Source organism: Mesorhizobium sp. M0701, assembly GCF_040320365.1.
Lineage (GTDB): Bacteria > Pseudomonadota > Alphaproteobacteria > Rhizobiales > Rhizobiaceae > Mesorhizobium.
The window spans coordinates 71,699-89,538 of sequence record NZ_JAMYPO010000019.1; the positions used below are offsets into that span (position 1 = coordinate 71,699).

Below are 17,840 nucleotides of genomic sequence, written 5' to 3' on the forward strand. Positions count from 1 at the left end.
ACGTTGATTCCCAGTGCCGGGACGAACCGGCGCCGCAGGCTGTGGTGCTCGGGTGGGCCGCAGCCAAAAAAATCCGAAACTGCAAGAGCAATGGAAAGGCAAAGGCCATGGGTTTCTTTTCGAAGGATATCAAAACCCTCGACGACCTCTTCGTGCACACGCTGCGCGACATCTATTACGCTGAAAAACAGATCGAGAAATCGCTGCCGAAGATGATCGACAAGGCGAGTGATGCGCAGCTGAAAGCCGGCTTTGAGAAACATCTCGCTCAGACCAAGGGTCATATCCAGCGTGTCGAGCAGGTGTTCGAACTGCACGGCGTGAAGGCCAAGCAGGTCGACTGCCCGGCCATCGACGGCATTCTCGAAGAAGCCGACGACGTCAGCGGCGACATCGCCGACAAGGAGGTCCTCGACGCTGCGCTGATCGCCTCCGCCCAGGCGGTCGAGCATTATGAGATGACCCGTTACGGCACCCTGATTGCTTGGGCCAAGCAACTGGGCCGCAGCGACTGCGCCAATGTGTTGGCCAACAACCTCAAGGAGGAGCAGGCAACCGACCGCAAGCTTACCGAAATAGCGGAAAGCAAGGTCAACCTGCAAGCCGCCGAGTAGGGCAGCGAGCGAGAACAAGGCAAGGCTGGGTTGAAAGCTCGGACTTGCCTTTTGCGCCGCCGGAACCGGAACGGACTTTGGCCGTTCTCGGTTGAAACGCCGTTATCGGTTGAACATTGTCGCGCAGGGAGTTTGTCATGGCGCCGCGACCCGCCTGGAGAGGGTATCTCAAGCTTTCGCTGGTCACTTGCGCCGTCGAACTGACCAATGTCGTCACCCAGGCCGAGAAAGTCTCGTTCCGCGTGCTCAACCGCAAGACCGGCAATACCGTCAAGCGCGTCTATGTCGATTCGGCAAGCGGCAAGCCGCTCGATGAAGGCGACGAGATCAAGGGCTACGAGATCGGCGACGGCGACTTCGTCCAAATCGAGGAGGAGGAGATCGAAGCCGTGCAGATCGAATCCTCGCATACGATGAGCCTCGATGGTTTCATCGAAAAATCCTCGATCCAGCAGATCTATCTCGATGCGCCCTATTATGTGACGCCTGCGGACGAGGTCTCGGAAGAGGCCTTCGCCGTCATCCGCGACGCCATGGCCGCCAAGAAGACGGCGGGGCTAGCCCGCATTGTGCTCTATCGCCGCGAACGTCCGGTGGTCATCGAGCCGTTGGGCAAGGGTCTGCTGCTGACGACCCTGCGCTATGGCGATACGGTTCGCAGGCCCGAGATGGTGTTCGGCGACATCAAGCCGGTGAAGACCGACGCCGAGATGATCAGGCTGGCCGAACACATCGTCGATGAGAAACAGGCGAAGTTCGATCCTTCCGAATTCGAGGACAAATACGAAAGCGCCCTGATGGAGCTGGTCCGCGCCAAGAAGGCCGGCAAGAAGGCACCGAAGACCAAGGCGGAACCACGGCCCTCCAACGTCGTCAACCTCTTCGATGCGCTGAAGAAGAGCCTTTCGTCGGAAGCCGGTGCGCCGGCAAAGACCGGACGCCCGGCAAAAGGCGCCAAGTCCAAAGCCGCCCGGCGCAAATCTGCTTAGGATCCGCCCATGGCCGGCCTCGAGCAGTATCACGCCAAGCGCAATTTCAAGAAGACGGCCGAACCAGCCGGCAAGGTTTCGCGCGGCAAGAAAGCCGTGCCGGGTGGCATCTTCGTCATCCACAAGCATGCCGCCACCAGGCTTCACTACGACCTTCGTCTCGAGCACGGCGGCGTGCTGTGGAGCTGGGCGGTGACGCGAGGCCCGAGCCTCGACCCGCACGAAAAGCGGCTCGCCGTGCATGTCGAGAACCACCCGATCGACTATGCGCCGTTTGAAGGCACCATCCCGAAGGACCAATATGGCGGCGGCTCGGTCATTGTCTGGGATGAGGGAACTTGGGTCCCCGATGGCGACCCGGCAAAGGCGATGAAGAAAGGCCATATCAGTTTCGAACTGCATGGCCACAAATTGCATGGCGCATGGCATCTGGTGCGGCTGAAGCCGCGTCCGGGCGAAAAGCGTGACAACTGGTTGCTGATCAAATCCGACGATGCCGCCGCGCGTCCGGGCGAGGACATTTTGCAGGAGGCGCCGCAATCGGTGAAATCCGGCCTGACCATCGAGGAGGTCGGCCAAGGCAAGACCGCCGACGGCAAGAAGCCAAGCGTCTGGCAGTCCGACAGGCCGGCTACCGGCAAGAAGGCAGTCGCGGCAAGGCGGCTCGAATTCATCGAACCGGCGCTCGCAACGCTGGAGCGGGACGCGCCGCCCGGCAAGGACTGGCTGCATGAGGTGAAGTTCGACGGCTATCGCATGCAGGCGCAGCTTGCCGGTACCGAGGTGCGGCTTTTGACGCGCACCGGCCTCGACTGGACCGACAAATTCGGTGGCGCGATTGTCGCCGCACTTGGCGGCCTGAAATGCACCGACGCCATCATCGACGGCGAAATCGTCGTGCTGGCGGATAATGGCGTGTCGTCATTCTCGCTGCTGCAGCAAGATCTGTCGGCGGGCCGCACGGATCGTTTCATCTACTACGTTTTCGACCTGTTGCGTCTCAACGGTGAGGATATCCGTTCCGAGCCGCTGGTCGAGCGCAAGGAAAGGCTGCGCACTTTGCTCGCCGGACAGGCCGAGGATCAGGCTGTGCGCTTCAGCGACCACTTTGCCGAGCCCGGCAAGATCATGCTGGAGCATGCTTGCCGGCTGGGGCTCGAAGGCGTCGTCTCCAAGCGTGCCGATGCGCCCTACCGCAGCGGTCGTGTTCCCTCGTGGGTGAAGTCGAAATGCACGGCGCGCCAGGAATTCGTCATCGGCGGCTATATGCCGTCGGACAAGACCGGGCGCGGCCTGCGCTCGCTGCTGGTCGGCTATCACGAGGGCGGCAAGCTGCGCTATGCCGGCCGCGTCGGCACCGGCTTCACGGCCAAAAGCACCAACGAGTTGAAGAAGAGGCTTGATGCGCTAAAGACGACGTCCTCGCCCTTCGACAGGGCGGTGCCAAGGGGCAAGGGGCTGGTCTGGGTCAAGCCCGAACTTGTCGGCGAAGTGGAGTTTCGCAGTTGGACGTCGGACCGTATAATACGCCACGCGTCGTTCCAGGGATTGCGCGAGGACAAGCCGGCGGAGGAAGTCGTGCAGGAGAAACCGAAAGCACGCTCAGCTCCGGCAGAGCAGCCCAAGGCAAAGCCCGCCAAACCCGCCGGGACGGCGAAAACGTCGGTTACGCTGTCTCGCCCGGACAAGCTTCTGTGGCCGCAGGAGGAGGTGTCAAAGCAGGATCTAGTCGACCATTACGCACTGGTCTGGCCGCGCATGAAGCAATTCATCATCAACCGGCCGCTCAGCCTCGTGCGGGCGCCGGACGGCGTTGGCGGCCCACGGTTTTTCCAGAAGCATGCCTCAGCGGGCATGAGTGAAAAAATAGCTGTGATGAAGGATCCGACGGACGGCGAGGAAATCCTGTTCGTCCGCGATTTCGACGGCGTCGCGGCGCTGGTGCAACTGGGCGTCGTCGAGATCCACATCTGGGGCTCGACCACCAACGATCTGGAAAAACCCGACCAGATCATCTTCGATCTTGATCCGGACGAGGGCGTCGACGTGAAGGCGGTGCGCGCGGCGGCGCTCGATATCCGCGGCCGGCTCGACGAACTGTCCCTGCCGAATTTCGTCAAGACGTCAGGTGGCAAGGGCTATCATGTCGTCGTGCCGCTGAAGCCGTCGGCGGATTGGGACGAGGTCAAAGGCTTCGCCCATGAGTTCGCCCGAGCGCTCGAACAGGCCGCGCCCGACCGCTACACGGCGACGCTGTCGAAGAGGGCGCGCACCGGCAAGATTTTCGTCGATTATCTGCGCAACGGCCGCGGCGCCACCACGGTTGCGCCTTATTCGTCGCGCGCCAAAAAAGGCGCCACGATATCGATGCCAGTGACCTGGGCGGAAATCGAGGCCGGATTGCCGCCGAACGCCTTTCCGATCGGCGACAAGACGACGCTGAAGCGGCTCGGGCAAGCCGATCCCTGGGCGGATTTTTTCAAGCAGGCCAAGCCGCTCAAGCGCGGCTAATGCATGTCGCGCAAAAATGTGCAGCGGTTTGCGACAACGACATGCTTCAAAACAAAAAGATACAGCGGTTCGGCGTTTCCGTGAAACGACGAACCGTTCTAGCGCATCGAAGCACGCCGTCAGGCGAGAAACGTCTTCTCGAAGGCTTGCTTGCCTACCGGTGAAAAGATCACGGCACGACTGTCCTTCTCGCGCCGTGCCCATTTCTCGGCGAGGACCTTGTCGAGAATGGCGGCGCCCAGCGCGCCGGCAAGATGCGAACGCCGCACGCTCCAGTCGAGGCAGACGCGGCACACCGGTCGCCGCGCTTTGGTATGGATGTCGATCCCGATCGCGGCGAAATGCGAGGCGGCCGACGGCCCAAGCTGGATCACCTCGTCGTCGCGCAGGAGCACTTGTCGAGCCACAAGACGGTCCAGCATCGCCACCGCCTGCTCGCCGGCGAGGTGATCGTAGCAGACCCGCGCCACGCGCATGGCCGCGTCGCGAGGGCCGGGTCGCACCCTCTGCGGTCCGACCGCAGCGGCAACGCCGGTGATGGCTTCGATCATTCCCGCCACCTGCGGGCCTGCGAGGCCGTAATAGCGGTGCCGCCCCTGGCTCGCCAGTGTCAGCAGCCCGCCTTCCATCAGCTTCGACAGATGCGAGCTCGCTGTCGGAAGCGACACCCCGGCTTCGAGTGCCAGTTCGCTCGCCGTCAGTGCCGTGCCGCCCATCAGTGCGGACAGCATGTTTGCCCGCGCCGGATCGCCCACCAGGCTGGCAATGCGGGCTATGTCAGGTCCTTCGCGCATAGTTCGTTCCTCATCGAAGCATCCTCGTCAGATAAAGCATTAGTCTCGATGCAAATCAAGGAGACAACGATGCCTGCAAGGACCATTCTCAGCGCCGCGCCTGCTCGCCGGCCGTTCCCGTTCATTGTCTTGCGCCGCTTGCGGCTGCGGCTCCTGAAGCGGTGGTCCGACCGTCATTTGCAGCGTCTCGACCTCGCCGAGATCGACGATCATCTGCTGCGTGACCTTGGCCTGACACCCGAAGACGTCCGCCGCGAGTGCGCGAAATCCTTCTGGCAAACCTGACCGGCCAGCGAATTTGCCTAGCATATCGATCTTCGGAACGTTTCGACCCGGCTCGAACTGTGACCGCCAGAAAACATCCACCGCTAAGGAGGCGAAAATGACCATCACCTGCTTCATCCACTACGAGATCGATCCGTTCGGCAAGGCGGCGTTCGAGGAATATGCACGCAATTGGGGGCAGGCGATCCCGCGCTGCGGCGCCGATCTGATCGGCTATTTCGCGCCGCACGAAGGCTCGGCCACCACGGCTTATGCCGCCTACAACATCGACAGTCTTGCGGCCTACGAAGCCTACCGCGCCCGGCTCGCCGCCGATCCCGCCGGCAAGGCGAATTACGAGTTCGCCCGGCGGAAAAAATTCATCCTGAAGGAGGACCGCATCTTCCTCAAGCTGGCCTCCGGGCCGCATGCTCCTTTGGTGAAGCCATGATCGCCGTCATCTTCGAGGTCGAGCCGGCGGCGGGCAAGCGCGATGCCTATCTCGGCATCGCCGCCGACCTGCGCCCACTGCTCGACGGCATCGACGGTTTCCTGTCGATCGAGCGCTTCCAGAGCCTTGCCGATCCGAACCACATCCTGTCGCTGTCCTTCTGGCGCGACGAGGACGCGGTGAAGGCCTGGCGCAACACGCAGGAACATCGGCAGGCGCAGAAGGCCGGGCGCGGCGGTATCTTTGCGGACTATCGTTTACGCATCGCCCATGTCGTGCGCGATTACGGCCTGACCGAACGCGCCGAGGCGCCTCAGGACAGCCAGGCGGTAAATGGTTAAGGACTGTTAGGCATTCCCGATCAGCACCCCTGCCGCAAACACCAGCGCGCCACCCAGCACCACCTGGAAGGCGGCGCGCCAGAATGGCGTCTGCATGTAGCGGTTCTGCACGAAGGCGATCGCCCACAGCTCGAAAAAAACCACCACGGCGGCGACAATGGTCGCCGTCCAAAAAAGCGGGATTAGATAGGGCAGCGCATGGCCGAGCCCGCCCAGCGTCGTCATGACGCCGACGGTCAGCCCGCGTTTTGCCGGCGAGCCGCGGCCCGATAATTTGCCGTCGTCGGAAGCCACCTCGGTGAAACCCATCGAGATGCCAGCGCCGATCGAGGCGGCAAGCCCGACCAGAAAGGTCTGGAACGTATCATGCGTGGCAAAGGCGGCGGCAAAGATCGGCGCCAGCGTCGACACGGAGCCATCCATCAGCCCGGCCAGCCCCGGTTGGACATAGGTCAGGATGAACTGGCGCTGCTCGGCTGCTGTTTCTTCGTCCTTGACCGCGCCCGGCACATGCTTTTGCTCCAGCCGCTGCGCCAGTGTCTCGTGGCCCTGTTCTGCGATCGCCAGGTCGTCGAGCAGCTTTCGCGTCGACGCATCGCCTGTGCGTTTGGCCGCCTCGATATAGAACAGGTAGGCCTGCCGCTCCATGGCCTCGGCTTGGCTGCGCACATGATCGATGCCGAGCGGCCTCACCAGCCAGTCCGGCTTGCGTTCGTAATAGCCCTTCACATGTTCGCGCCGGATCAGCGGTATGCGCTCGCCGAAACGCTTGCGGTAAAGCTCGATCAGCGAATCGCGATGGCCGTCCTCCTCCTCCGCCATCTCCTCGAACACCTTGGCCGATTGCGGAAAGCTCTCCGCCAGCCCGTCGGCATAGGCGCGATAGATGCGCCCGTCATCCTCCTCGGAGGAGATGGCGAGCGCCAGGATCTCCTGTTCCGAGAGCGATTCAAAGGGACGGCGGCCGAAGCCGAAAACGCGGGAAAGCATGAGAAATTCACCCTAGTTTAGAATAGTTCTAAACTATGACCTCGCACGTCGCCGGTCAATCGTGTGCGCTCCACTCATGCTCAAAAGGTACAGGCTTCAAAATTCCGAACACATCGCCGTTGCTATCGGCAAACGTTCACTTATATAACCGAATCTCAACCAAGAAAAAGGAACGCCGCAGATGCCGGAAAAACAGCAGCTGTTTGATCCCAAACCGGTTCTCGACCTTATCGCTAATATTGTGGCGGATCTGCAGCGCCTGAAAGGCCTAGTCGAGCAGCAGGTCGAAAAATTTGATCCCGCCAATCCGCACAACAAGGCTCCCGACGGCAAGTTGACCGAGGAGGGCGTCGAGTGCTGCTATCGGCTGTTCGACGAGGGCAAGTCGCGCTATTCGGTCGCCCAACAGATGAAGATCTCCTTCGCCGCCGCCACCCACCGCTTCAACACCTGGCGCAAGATGGGCGGCCCCAAACGGCAAAAGACGCTGTTGGGGTGAGGAGCGGCAGGCTATGCCGGTCAATCGACAACGATTTGTCGACTGAAGCGACGAATGCATGGCAGAGGGCCGAGGAGGCGGTGGGGACAGTCACGCCCCACTCTCCTGCCTCCAAGGACGAATTGTAACGGTCACATTTTTTCATTGGTGCGCCGCCTCCCTTTCCATGCAGCATAGGCGGTCTCATCTCTTGCAGGACCCTAGCCATGACCACCCCTCCCGGCATCGCCGATATTCACAGCGCAGCAGCGCGATTGTCCGGACTGATCGTCGAAACGCCGCTGATCGAATCGCCGGAGTTGAACAAGCGCTTCGGCGCCAGGATCCTGTTCAAGCCCGAGACGTTGCAGCGCACCGGCTCGTTCAAGTTCCGCGGTGCATACAACAAGCTCTCCTCGCTCTCGGCGGAAGAACGCGCCCGCGGCGTCGTCGCCTTCTCGTCGGGTAATCACGCGCAAGGCGTCGCCGCCGCGGCGGCGATGTTCGGCGTCAAGGCCGTAATCGCCATGCCTACCGACGCGCCGGCGATGAAGGTCGGCAATGTCAGGAAGATGGGCGCCGAAGTGATCACCTTCGACCGGGTCCGCGACGATCGCACTGCCGTCGTCCGTTCTTACGTGGAAAACGGCATGGTCCTGGTGCCGCCCTACGACGATCCGGCTATCATCGCCGGCCAGGGCACGATCGGCCTCGAATTGATGCGCCAAGCAAGAGCGCTTGGCGTCAGCCTCGATGCGGTAGTGGTTCCCTGCGGCGGCGGCGGGTTGAGCAGCGGCATTTCGATCGCGGTCAAGGACGCCTCGCCGGGCACCGCCGTCTGGGCCGTGGAACCCGAGCATTTCGACGACACACGCCGTTCGCTGATCAAAGGCGCCAGGGTGTCGAACGCGCCCGGCCCCACCTCGATCTGCGATGCCCTTCTCGTCGCCGAGCCGGGTGCGATCACTTTCGAGATCAACCGCAAGAATCTCGCGGGCGCCATCGCCGTTTCCGACAAGGCGGTGGCACAGGCGATGCGCGATGCGATGGCTTGCTTGAAGCTGGTCGTCGAACCTGGCGGTTGCGTCGGCTTGGCCGCGCTGTCGTCAGGCGAGATCGACCTTGCCGGGAAATCCATTGCCGTGGTGCTCTCCGGCGGCAATGTCGATCTCAGCACCTATGCCGAGATCATTGCTGCCGGCTAGGATAGCAACCAGTTCCAGCTCATGTGCCGATTCGAGGTGCTCAAGCGTCCGTTGTACCCGGTCGAACCGGTACGCTTCAAAGACTGAGATCAATGAAACTGTTCTTCAGCCGCAATCCCAATCCTCGCCTCGCGGTCGCGGTGGCACGGTATCTCAACGCCAAGGTCGAGTTTGAATTCGCCTCTCCCTTCGCTCCGGGCCAGGCCGAGCGATTTCGGCCGCTCAATCCAAATCTTTCATTGCCCATCCTTATAGGTTCGGGAAAAAGCCTCTGGGAGGCCGACGCCATAGCCTGTCGGCTTTCGCGCGATATGCATTCGGATTTCTGGCGCGCCGGCGACGACGAGCCCGAGATGATCCGATGGCTGAGTTGGGGGAAAGAGAACTTCGCAAGAGCCTGCGATGTCGTGCATTTCGAACGCGGGACCAAACAGCGCTATGGGCTCGGCCCGATAGATCAGGCGCGGGTTGAGGAGGGCCTGAGGGACTTCAGTACCGCCGCTGCAATACTTGATGCCGAGCTTTCTGAGCGCGACTGGCTGGTCGGCAATTCGGTTTCCTACGCCGACTTTCGAATGGCGACGTTTCTGCCCTTCAACGATGTCGCCCGATTGCCGCTCGATGACTATCCCTCTGTCAGTCGCTGGTATCTTCAACTCGAAGAAATCGACGCCTGGCGCGATCCCTTCGAAGGGCTCAATGCGCCTGAATTGACACCGGTCCCGGGCCAGGCCAAGTCCGTGTGAATCTCGATCTTTTGCACAAGCGGATCGAGTTCGACCCTAATCCAGCGTCCGGCGGAACCGCACCAGCGCAATGCCGGCGAACAGCGCCACGAACACCACCAGCCAGCCGATCTCCGTTGCCACCGCCGGCAGTTCGGCGCCCTTCAGCATCACCGCGCGGATAATGCGCAGGAAATGCGTCAGCGGCAGCACTTCGCCGAAAACCTGCGCCCAGTCCGGCATGCCGCGATAGGGGAACATGAAGCCGGACAGCATGATCGACGGCAGGAAGAAGAAGAAGGTGAGCTGCAGGGCCTGCATCTGCGTGCGGGCGATCGTCGAGATCGTGTAGCCGAGCAGCACCAGCGCCAAGACGAAGATCAGGACCGCCGTCAACAGCAGCGACATAGATCCGGTGAAGGGTATGGCAAACAGAAGCTTCGAGGCTGCCAGCACCACCAGCACCTGCACGGCGCCTACCGCCAGATAGGGCAGCACCTTGCCCAGCATGATCTCGAGCGGGCTTGACGGCATCGCCAGAAGGTTCTCCATCGTGCCGCGCTCGGTCTCGCGTGTCAGCGCGATCGAGGTCATCATCACCATCGTCATCTGCAGGATGACGCCGAGCAGGCCGGGCACGATGTTGTATTGCGAGACGGCTTCCGGATTGTAGCGCCGGTGCACCACCACCTGGAGCTGGCCCCGGGCAGCCTCGGCCGCCGTTTCCTGCATGCCGCGTGCCCTGAGCAGCGCCTGGTTGGCGACGGTGCCGAGCGTCGAGATGGCGCCGCTGGCGACGGCCGGGTCGGTCGCATCCGCCTCGATCAGGATCTGCGGGCTGTCGCCGCGCTCGACCCGTCGGGCAAAATCGGCGGGAATGGTGACGACGAAGGCGACGTCGCCGCGCGCCATCAGGAATTCGGCTTCGGCGGCACTTTGCGCAACATGGTCGAAGCGGTAATAGCCGGTGGTCTGCAGCGCCGAAACCATGGCCCGCGTGTAAGGATCGCTGCTCATCGTCACCAGCGCTGCCGGCAGGCTCTTCGGATCGTTGTTGATGGCATAGCCGAACAGCACCAGCTGCATCAGCGGTACGCCGAGCATCATGGCGAAGGTGATGCGGTCGCGCCGCATCTGGATGAACTCCTTGATCAGCAGCGCGCCTAGCCTGGCGAACGAAAAGATGCTGTCTATCCCATTTTTCATCCCATGTTGTCCTTCGAACCGGACATGAACTGGATGAACACATCTTCCAGGCTGGTCTCGCCGGGCGTCACCGTAACGCCCTCGTGCTCTTTCTCGACATCGGCGAGCGCTGCCTGAAGTGCCGTCCTGTCGGAGCCGACGACATGCAGCGTCGCGCCGAACGGCGCCACCTGGTCGACGCCGGGGCGGCCATGAAGTGCGGCAGCGACCTGATCGAGCCGCGGCCCTTGCAGGACGAAGGTGGTCAACCCGGCATTCCTCACCACGTCCTCGACCGTGCCGGTGGCCAGCATCTTGCCGTAGGAGATGTAGCTGATGCGGTGGCAGCGCTCGGCTTCGTCCATGTAGTGGGTGGAGACCAGCACGGTCAGGCCGCCGCTCGCCAGCCGGTGGATCTCGTCCCAGAATTCGCGTCTGGCCTTCGGGTCGACGCCCGCCGTCGGTTCATCGAGCAGCAGCAGTTTCGGCTTGTGCATGATGCAGGCGGCCAGCGCCAGCCGCTGCTTCCAGCCGCCGGACAGGGTACCGGCCAACTGGTTCCTGCGCGATGTCAGGCCGAGCTCCTCAAGCGTCTTAGCCACGTGCTCGTCGAGCGGCTTCAGCCGGTACAACCGTGCCACGAATTCGAGATTCTCGCCGATCGTCAGATCTTCGTAGAACGAGAATCTCTGCGTCATGTAGCCGACTTCGCGTTTGATCCGCAGGCTGTCGGTGCGGATGTCGAAGCCCAGAACCGTGCCTTCGCCCTCATCCGGCGTCAGCAAGCCGCACATGATGCGGATGGTCGTCGTCTTGCCCGAGCCGTTCGGCCCGAGGAAGCCGACGATCTCGCCCTCGGCCACAGCCATAGTCACATGGTCGACGACGGTCTTGTCGCCGAAGCGCTTGACCAGGCCGTGCACGTCGATGACGTTCATTTTCCGATGTCCGCCAGATCGACGTCGACGATCTGCCCGGGCTGCAATGCGCTGGCGTCGCCCTCCGGCCGCGCTTCGACCAGATAGACCAGCTTTTGCCGGGTCTCGAGCGAGTAGATCACCGGCGGCGTGAATTCCGGATCCGGCGACACGTAGCTGACGCGAGCCTTCACGCCCGATCCGCAACCGTCGCAATGGACGTTGAGCAGCGTGCCGACATCGACCGAGGAGAACGCGCTTTCCGGCACATAGACGCTGAGCTTCACCGCGCCATCCGGCAGTATGGAGATGACCGGCGCGGTCGGCCCGGCCGTGTCGCCGGGATAGCGGATGACATCGTTGACCCGGCCGGGCGAGGGCGCCGTCAGCACGCGCTTCGACAGCCGCCATTGCGCTTGCTCCAGCGCCGACTGCGCCTGCCTGACCTGATTGTCGGCGGCCTTGATCGTCTCCGGCCGTGCCGGCAGGCCACCGACGGCGAGATTGGCCTCCGCCTGGCCGACCTGCGCGTTGGCCGTCTCCAGCGTCGCGGAAGCCGTGTCGTAGTCGGCCTGTGTGCCGGTGCCGCGTTTGAACAGATCGCTGGCGCGGATGTAACGGCGTTTGGCGTCGGCGGCTTGCGCCTTGGCCATGTCCACCTGCGCCTTGAGCACCGCAATCTCTTCCGGCCGCTTGCCGACCTGCAGGTCGGCAAGTTGCGCCTGGGCCTGCGCAAGGGCCGCCTCGGCTTGTGCGATGGCGATCTTGGCGTCGGCGTTTTCCAGCGTCACCACCGGCGTGCCGGGCGCGACGCGGTCGCCGCGCTTGACCGCAATCGTCTCGACCTGCGCCACCTCGATCGGCGCCAGCAGGACATAATCGCCCTCGACGTAGCCGACGGCGAGCGGTGCTGCCGGCGCGCAGGCGCTGAAAACCTGGGCGGCAAGCGGCAAAGAACAGAGCAGGCTCATGATCCACGATCCTTTCGGGCAGCCAAATCGCGCCGAGCCAAAATCGCGCTGAGATTATCCGTCACCACCGCCGCGATCTTTCCGGCCTCGTCATTGCCGATCTCGCGCCAGCCCATCCGGCGCATAACCGCCTCGCGGCCGATGCGGAAATAGACGACCTGGCCAATCAGCGTGAACACAGTGAGTTTTGTGCGCTCGCTCTCGGCCGGCTCGCCCGTCGCCTGTTCCCAGATCAGGCAGAGTCGGTGATGCGCCGGTTCGAACACGCCATCATAGATACGGTCGAGCGCGGCGGTTGGATGCGACAGCTCACGCAGGACGAACTGTACAATCTCGCCGGCTTCCGGCCTTGCCGCGATGAAGGCGACCATCCGCTCCAGTGCGACGGCCAAATGCGCCCGCGCGGCCTCGGTGTCCGCCAATGCCGCGGCCGGCGCTTGCAGATTGCCGATCGCTTGGCCGGCAACGATCTGGATGGTGTCGACGATGTAGTCGGCCGCCGCGTTGCGGAGCCCTTCCTTGCCGCCGAAATGATAGGCGATCGAGCCGATATTGGCCTTGGCCTCGGCCGCGATCTGGCGCGTTGACGTGCCGTCGAAACCCTGGCGTCCGAACAGCTTCAGCGCCGCGCGCACGAGTGCCGTCCGCGTCACATCCGCGGCGGTCTTGGGCGCCTCATGAGGAAGGCCGCTGGCGCTGGGCGATTTGATCATGGTCAACAATTTAATCAATCGAATGATTAAAGTCAAGTGCGGTCAAGCGGCTTGCCAACTCTGGCCGTGCGCGCTTTAGTGCCTGGCCATGGGCAAGGAAATCGAGCGTAAGTTCCTGGTCTCAGGTGAGGAATGGCGGGCAATGGTCGAGGCGGACATTCATATCCGTCAATTCTATCTAGTCGCCGAACCCAGCCGCACGGTGCGTGTGCGCATCAGCAACGATGCGGCCGCCAAGCTGACGCTCAAGTTCGGCAGCCAGGCACGCGAGCGCGATGAATTCGAATATCCGGTACCTTTGGCGGAGGCGCAGGAGATGCAGGCCTTTGCCATCGGACATGTCATCGAGAAGACACGCCACCATGTTAGACACCGCGGCTATCGCTACGAAGTCGATGTCTTCGGCGGGACGCTTGCGGGGTTGGTGATCGCCGAGCTCGAGACGCCGGATGATGTACAGGACGAAATGCTGCCACATTGGCTCGGCCGTGAAGTCACCGGCGAGCCAAGATTTTACAACGCGTCGCTCGCCCTTGGGGGGATTCCGGAGATCGTCGCATGAGCTTTCGTATCGATCCGCGCATGTCGCTGACCGGAGAGGTCAGGCGCATCCTCGCCGAGGAGATCGGCAAGGCGCTTGTCCATCTGGACGCCGCGCGTGACAGGCCCGAACAGGGGCTGCACAAATGCCGCAAACGGCTGAAGAACGTCCGCGCCTTGCTGCGCCTTGTCCGTTCCGGAGACGAAACATTCTGCGTGACGGAGAATCAGTGCTACCGCCAGGTGGCGGCCCTGCTTGCCGGCTCGCGCGAGGCGACCGCACTGGTGGAAACAATCGACCGGCTGGCGGCAAGCTTTTCCGAGCAAAGTGCCGGCGATGGCCTCGGTGCCGTGCGTGACAGGCTCGTCGCGCGCCAGCATGAACTGCATGGCGGAGCAGGCCTCGATGCTGCGATAGGCGCGGCGATTTCCGTTTGCGAGGAAGGTGTCGCCCGGATCGACAAGCTCGCTCTGCCCGACCAGCCGGAGCAGGCTGCCGACGTGCTCGCCGAAGGCGCGCGCACCACTTTGCGCCGCGCCAGGAAAGCGCTGGACAAGGCGGCTTCGCGCGGCGAAGCCGATGACTTTCACGATCTGCGCAAGGCGGCCAAGACGCATGGCATGCACCTGTCGCTGCTCGGCAGGCTGTGGCCGACGCCGATCAAGACGCGGCGCAAGGCCGTCAACGAGTTGGGCGAGCGGCTTGGCGAGCTGCACGATGTGTTCGTCATGCGCGCGCTTCTAGATGCCGAGGACCAGCCGCTCGGTCCTGCTGAAGAGACGCGGTTGCTTGCCAAGCTGCTGAAGCGTTCGGAAAAGAGCCTGAAAAAGACCTGCCTCGCCGAGGCGGTCGAGCTTTTCGGCGACAGCCCGAAGCGCTCGACGAGGAAGCTCGCCCGTAAGGCGCGCGAAGATCTCACAGTTGCGCACCAAGACGCCGGCACGCCTGGCGTGGGCTGATCATGGTCTAACTTGCCGCCTTGTGGTAATCGCCGTCTGGCATGACCGAGCCCGGCGACACGCTTCTGGACCGACTGGCCGCTGGCTTGCCGGCCGGCTGCAGGAGGAATCGTCCGGCTACTAGCCTTACACGCCGTCGGACGCCGAAACGTTGCGCCGCACGCTCGAGCCCGGCGACATCCTGCTCATCGAAGGCAACCAGAAGATCTCGGCGGCGATCAAATACCTCACCCAGTCGACCTGGTCGCATGCCGCCTTCTATGTCGGCGATGCATTACCGGAGCCGGAGGACGGATCGGAGCGGCGGCGCCTGATCGAGGTCACGCTCGGCGATGGCTGCATCGCCGTGCCGCTGTCGCGCTATCGCAGCTACAACACCCGCATCTGCCGTGCGAGTGGCCTGGCTCCGGATGACCGCGAAGCGGTCGTCGCGTTCATGATCGGCAGGCTCGGTTTCAGATACGATCTCAAGAACATATTCGACATGCTGCGCTACTTCTTGCCGACGCCGCCGGTGCCGGTGCGCTGGCGCCGCCGCATGCTGGCTTTCGGTTCCGGCGACCCGACGCGCGCCATCTGCTCGTCGCTGATCGCCGAGGCGTATGGCCTGATCCGCTACCCGATCCTGCCGGAGATTACCCGGGCGCCTGGCCGTGCCTCGGCCCAGTCGAGCTATTCGCGCAGGGAAATCCTGCACATCCGCCATCACTCGCTCTACACGCCGCGCGATTTCGACCTGTCGCCCTATTTCCGTATTGTCAAGCCGACGCTGGAATACGGCTTCGACTACCGGCAGATGGTCTGGGATGACAAGGTGGCGAACAAGACCGCCGAATAGCCGCTCGATCTTGTGTTTGCGGCCGATACTCAGGGGTAAGAAGCTCAGTCAGACTGGCTGCCGCCAACAGCCCGGACTCGGTCGTTCTGCATTTTGACCTAGGCCGGCAGACGTCGTCCGTTTGCGGCAGCCGCAACTCGATCGTCGGTCCGTGCGCCTGCGTCGCGCGGATGCGGCCCGATCGGCATGATCACCGGGAACGGCGTTGCGCCGAACGCAAACGTCCATTTGTAGCCGACCAGTCGGTCTTCAGGCGTCGTGTGCTGGTCGTGATGAGCAAGCAATTTGGCGCGCTCCGCCAATTCCTCCGCCTCGCGCCTGACCATTTCCGCCGTTTCCGGCCGCATCCGCCTGGAGAAGCTGACGAACGTCGACTCGCGCTCAAGATGGGTGATGGCCCAGCCGATGAAATTCTTGTTGGTCGTCTCGAACAGCGGCCGCAATGGCCCCTCGAAATTCCACTGGATCGGCGCCTCGATCAGCAGCCTTGCCGACAGGCCGCGACCGAGCGCGACCAGGCCGAGTTCCTCGAGCTCGCGCAGATAGAGGAACATCGAAGCCTCGCTCAGCCCTTGTGAGCGCATGATGCCTTCGGGCGTGAATTTCTCGGAAAGCATGACAAAGACGAACAGCAGTGCCGGCCGCCCGGCGAGCTTGCGCTCGATCTCCGGCGCGATCTGGTTGGCGGGTCCTGGTCCTCTGTTCATAGAGCCGAGCACGTTCTCCAACTCTACGCCGGCGGCAGTGCAGATCTCCATCAGCCGGTCGAGCTTGCAGTTGCGCTCGTGGAAGATGCGCTTCACCGTCGGCTCGGAAACACCCATCCGCTCGGCAAGGACGCGATAGGTGATGCCCTTTGCCTTAAGCGTCCGCTTCAGCGCTTCGAAGATCAGGCCGTTCATGGGATGCACCTCTTTTGCACGATTTGGTATCAGCCTTCGGTACTAGTCCTGATAGCTCTTCCCGAAAAGTATCGAAAGGCCTAGCTCTCCGCCAGTCCATTACAGGAGACTAGCCATGAAGAGCCTCTTCACCTCGATACTTCTCGCCCTGGTCGGCATCGCGGCCGCGCCGGCAGTTCAGGCCGCTGAACTCTGGCGCACCGGCGGCCTCGAGCAGCCTGAATCGGCGCTGTTCGACGCCGCCGGCCAGCGCGTTGTCGTCTCGAACATCGTCGGCAATCCCGGCGAAGCCGACGGCAACGGCTATCTGTCGATCCTGTCGATGGACGGCAAGCTAGTCACGCAACACTGGACCGACGGCATGGACGCGCCCAAGGGCATGGCGATTGTCGGCGGCAAACTCTACGTCGCCGACCTCACCCATGTGCGCGTCGTCGATCTCGCAAGCGGCAAGCTAACATCGACGATCGACGTGCCGAACGCGGTCTTCCTCAACGACGTGACCGCCGACGCGTCCGGCAAGATCTATGTCACGGATATGCTTGCCGATACGATCTATCGCATCGACGGCGACCGGCCCGAACTGTTCGTCAGGGATGCGGCGCTTGCTTCGCCGAATGGCATCTTCGCCGATGGCGGCCGACTGATCGTCGCTTCCTGGGGCAAGGGCATCAAGCCCGACTTCAGCACCGCGGAGCCGGGCGGCCTGCTCTCGGTCGATCTTGCCACCAAGGCCGTTTCGCCACTGCCCGGCGCGGAAAAATTTGCCAACCTCGATGGCGTCGTTGCCATCGGCGGCAGCATCTACGCCACCGCGTATATGACCGGCACGCTCTACCGCTACAAAGCCGGCGGCACGCCGCAAGCGGTTGCGACGTTCAAGCCGGGCAGCGCCGACATCGGCACCGACGGCAAGTCGACAATCTTCGTGCCGCTGATGAACGACGGCGAGATCGCGGCATTGGGCCTCGACTAAGCCAGCCATCGGCTCAGGCGGCGGGCGCGGCTTTCTTCAGCTGCGCCCGCGATCCGTGATCGAGGCGGTATAAGTCACCAGCGGCCGCTTGACGCCGTGGTTGATCAGCATGCGGCGTATCTGCGGCGAAGCGCCTGATATAATGAAGCGAACGCCGGCGCGGCTCGCCTTGTGGGCCGCACCCTCGATGACATTGGCCGCCGTTGAATCGAAGAACGGCATCGCCGAACAGTCGAGGATGAAGTTCCTGCGCTGGCGCGGTCGGCGACGTCTTCCTGCACCAAGGATTGATGGTCTGCCTCCAAACATGCAGCACTCTTTGCCAGCCGATGCACTGTGATGCTACAAACCTCGGCATCGTTTGGCGGGACATCCACTGCGATCCCGATTTCACAGGCACGACTTCAAAAGGATGAGCGGGTGAAGATATTCAAAGCGTTGGCAACCTCGACAGCCTTGCTGTCGATGGTTTTCCT

General features: G+C 62.7%; 19 protein-coding genes and 2 pseudogenes. 13 read left to right on the forward strand and 8 right to left on the reverse strand.

Annotation, left to right across the window (positions count from 1 at the left end):
• Positions 1 to 107: 107 nt before the first annotated feature.
• The 3 genes from NKI24_RS19080 (at position 108) to ligD (ending at position 4,114) form a co-directional block, all read left to right on the forward strand.
• On the forward strand, positions 108 to 614 hold the full coding sequence (locus tag NKI24_RS19080; RefSeq protein ID WP_352451918.1) for a YciE/YciF ferroxidase family protein: 507 nt from the start codon (positions 108 to 110) through the stop codon (positions 612 to 614).
• A 137-nt stretch (positions 615 to 751) separates the two neighbouring features.
• The gene (gene ku / locus NKI24_RS19085) at positions 752 to 1,603 is read left to right on the forward strand and encodes a non-homologous end joining protein Ku (RefSeq protein WP_352451862.1); all 852 of its coding nucleotides are present in this window, start codon (positions 752 to 754) and stop codon (positions 1,601 to 1,603) included.
• A gap of 9 nt (positions 1,604 to 1,612) precedes the next feature.
• Positions 1,613 to 4,114: a DNA ligase D gene (gene ligD / locus NKI24_RS19090; protein WP_352451861.1), complete on the forward strand. Its 2,502-nt coding sequence runs from the start codon at positions 1,613 to 1,615 to the stop codon at positions 4,112 to 4,114.
• A gap of 119 nt (positions 4,115 to 4,233) precedes the next feature.
• Here the strand turns inward: ligD and NKI24_RS19095 are convergent, their stop codons facing one another.
• On the reverse strand, positions 4,234 to 4,908 hold the full coding sequence (locus NKI24_RS19095; protein WP_352747387.1) for an ArsR/SmtB family transcription factor: 675 nt from the start codon (positions 4,906 to 4,908) through the stop codon (positions 4,234 to 4,236).
• 69 nt (positions 4,909 to 4,977) lie between these two features.
• Here NKI24_RS19095 and NKI24_RS19100 point away from each other — a divergent pair, with 69 nt between their 5' ends.
• From NKI24_RS19100 to NKI24_RS19110, 3 genes are all read left to right on the forward strand, one after another.
• Positions 4,978 to 5,193, forward strand: a complete 216-nt coding sequence (locus NKI24_RS19100) for a DUF1127 domain-containing protein (RefSeq protein WP_352747390.1) — start codon at positions 4,978 to 4,980, stop codon at positions 5,191 to 5,193.
• Between the two features lie 97 nt (positions 5,194 to 5,290).
• Complete coding sequence (locus tag NKI24_RS19105) at positions 5,291 to 5,623, forward strand: NIPSNAP family protein (RefSeq protein ID WP_352747392.1); 333 nt, start codon at positions 5,291 to 5,293, stop codon at positions 5,621 to 5,623.
• Positions 5,620 to 5,964, forward strand: a complete 345-nt coding sequence (locus NKI24_RS19110; protein ID WP_352747395.1) for an antibiotic biosynthesis monooxygenase family protein — start codon at positions 5,620 to 5,622, stop codon at positions 5,962 to 5,964. Before NKI24_RS19105 ends, NKI24_RS19110 begins: the two co-directional genes overlap by 4 nt.
• 6 nt (positions 5,965 to 5,970) lie before the next feature.
• Here NKI24_RS19110 and mbfA read toward each other — a convergent pair whose 3' ends face one another.
• The gene (gene mbfA, locus NKI24_RS19115) at positions 5,971 to 6,954 is read right to left on the reverse strand and encodes an iron exporter MbfA (RefSeq protein ID WP_352451856.1); all 984 of its coding nucleotides are present in this window, start codon (positions 6,952 to 6,954) and stop codon (positions 5,971 to 5,973) included.
• Positions 6,955 to 7,135: 181 nt separating this feature from the next.
• On the opposite strand from mbfA, the gene NKI24_RS19120 reads away from it, so the two are divergent.
• The 3 genes from NKI24_RS19120 to NKI24_RS19130 all read left to right on the forward strand — a co-directional run bounded on the left by NKI24_RS19120 (position 7,136) and on the right by NKI24_RS19130 (position 9,383).
• Complete coding sequence (locus NKI24_RS19120; RefSeq protein ID WP_352747398.1) at positions 7,136 to 7,453, forward strand: hypothetical protein; 318 nt, start codon at positions 7,136 to 7,138, stop codon at positions 7,451 to 7,453.
• A gap of 206 nt (positions 7,454 to 7,659) precedes the next feature.
• Positions 7,660 to 8,637, forward strand: a complete 978-nt coding sequence (locus NKI24_RS19125) for a threonine/serine dehydratase family protein (protein WP_352747401.1) — start codon at positions 7,660 to 7,662, stop codon at positions 8,635 to 8,637.
• A gap of 92 nt (positions 8,638 to 8,729) precedes the next feature.
• Positions 8,730 to 9,383 carry a glutathione S-transferase family protein gene (locus tag NKI24_RS19130; protein ID WP_352747404.1) on the forward strand — a complete coding sequence of 218 codons (654 nt, stop codon included), beginning with the start codon at positions 8,730 to 8,732 and terminating at the stop codon, positions 9,381 to 9,383.
• Between the two features lie 36 nt (positions 9,384 to 9,419).
• Here the strand turns inward: NKI24_RS19130 and NKI24_RS19135 are convergent, their stop codons facing one another.
• Genes NKI24_RS19135 through NKI24_RS19150 form a run of 4 tightly spaced genes read right to left on the reverse strand, consistent with a single transcriptional unit; the run spans position 9,420 to position 13,148 of the window.
• Positions 9,420 to 10,556: an ABC transporter permease gene (locus tag NKI24_RS19135; protein ID WP_352747435.1), complete on the reverse strand. Its 1,137-nt coding sequence runs from the start codon at positions 10,554 to 10,556 to the stop codon at positions 9,420 to 9,422.
• A gap of 8 nt (positions 10,557 to 10,564) precedes the next feature.
• On the reverse strand, positions 10,565 to 11,485 hold the full coding sequence (locus NKI24_RS19140; RefSeq protein ID WP_023679007.1) for an ABC transporter ATP-binding protein: 921 nt from the start codon (positions 11,483 to 11,485) through the stop codon (positions 10,565 to 10,567).
• Complete coding sequence (locus NKI24_RS19145) at positions 11,482 to 12,435, reverse strand: HlyD family secretion protein (protein ID WP_352747406.1); 954 nt, start codon at positions 12,433 to 12,435, stop codon at positions 11,482 to 11,484. Before NKI24_RS19145 ends, NKI24_RS19140 begins: the two co-directional genes overlap by 4 nt.
• A complete protein-coding gene (locus NKI24_RS19150) occupies positions 12,432 to 13,148 on the reverse strand; it encodes a CerR family C-terminal domain-containing protein (protein WP_352451915.1) in 717 nt (238 codons plus the stop codon). Before NKI24_RS19150 ends, NKI24_RS19145 begins: the two co-directional genes overlap by 4 nt.
• Before the next feature lie 88 nt (positions 13,149 to 13,236).
• On the opposite strand from NKI24_RS19150, the gene NKI24_RS19155 reads away from it, so the two are divergent.
• The 3 genes and pseudogenes from NKI24_RS19155 (at position 13,237) to NKI24_RS19165 (ending at position 15,486) form a co-directional block, all read left to right on the forward strand.
• Positions 13,237 to 13,710 carry a CYTH domain-containing protein gene (locus NKI24_RS19155; protein ID WP_023679010.1) on the forward strand — a complete coding sequence of 158 codons (474 nt, stop codon included), beginning with the start codon at positions 13,237 to 13,239 and terminating at the stop codon, positions 13,708 to 13,710.
• Positions 13,707 to 14,648: a CHAD domain-containing protein gene (locus tag NKI24_RS19160; protein ID WP_352747409.1), complete on the forward strand. Its 942-nt coding sequence runs from the start codon at positions 13,707 to 13,709 to the stop codon at positions 14,646 to 14,648. The genes NKI24_RS19155 and NKI24_RS19160 overlap by 4 nt, the downstream gene beginning before the upstream one ends.
• 41 nt (positions 14,649 to 14,689) lie before the next feature.
• Positions 14,690 to 15,486 (forward strand): annotated as a pseudogene (locus tag NKI24_RS19165) (C40 family peptidase).
• Positions 15,487 to 15,584: 98 nt separating this feature from the next.
• On the opposite strand, the gene NKI24_RS19170 reads toward NKI24_RS19165, so the two are convergent.
• Complete coding sequence (locus NKI24_RS19170; protein ID WP_352451850.1) at positions 15,585 to 16,388, reverse strand: helix-turn-helix domain-containing protein; 804 nt, start codon at positions 16,386 to 16,388, stop codon at positions 15,585 to 15,587.
• 115 nt (positions 16,389 to 16,503) lie between these two features.
• Here NKI24_RS19170 and NKI24_RS19175 point away from each other — a divergent pair, with 115 nt between their 5' ends.
• Positions 16,504 to 17,364 carry an SMP-30/gluconolactonase/LRE family protein gene (locus tag NKI24_RS19175; protein WP_352451849.1) on the forward strand — a complete coding sequence of 287 codons (861 nt, stop codon included), beginning with the start codon at positions 16,504 to 16,506 and terminating at the stop codon, positions 17,362 to 17,364.
• A gap of 36 nt (positions 17,365 to 17,400) precedes the next feature.
• Here NKI24_RS19175 and NKI24_RS19180 read toward each other — a convergent pair.
• Positions 17,401 to 17,625 (reverse strand): annotated as a pseudogene (locus NKI24_RS19180) (sodium-independent anion transporter); the annotation flags it as partial.
• Positions 17,626 to 17,840: the final 215 nt, after the last annotated feature.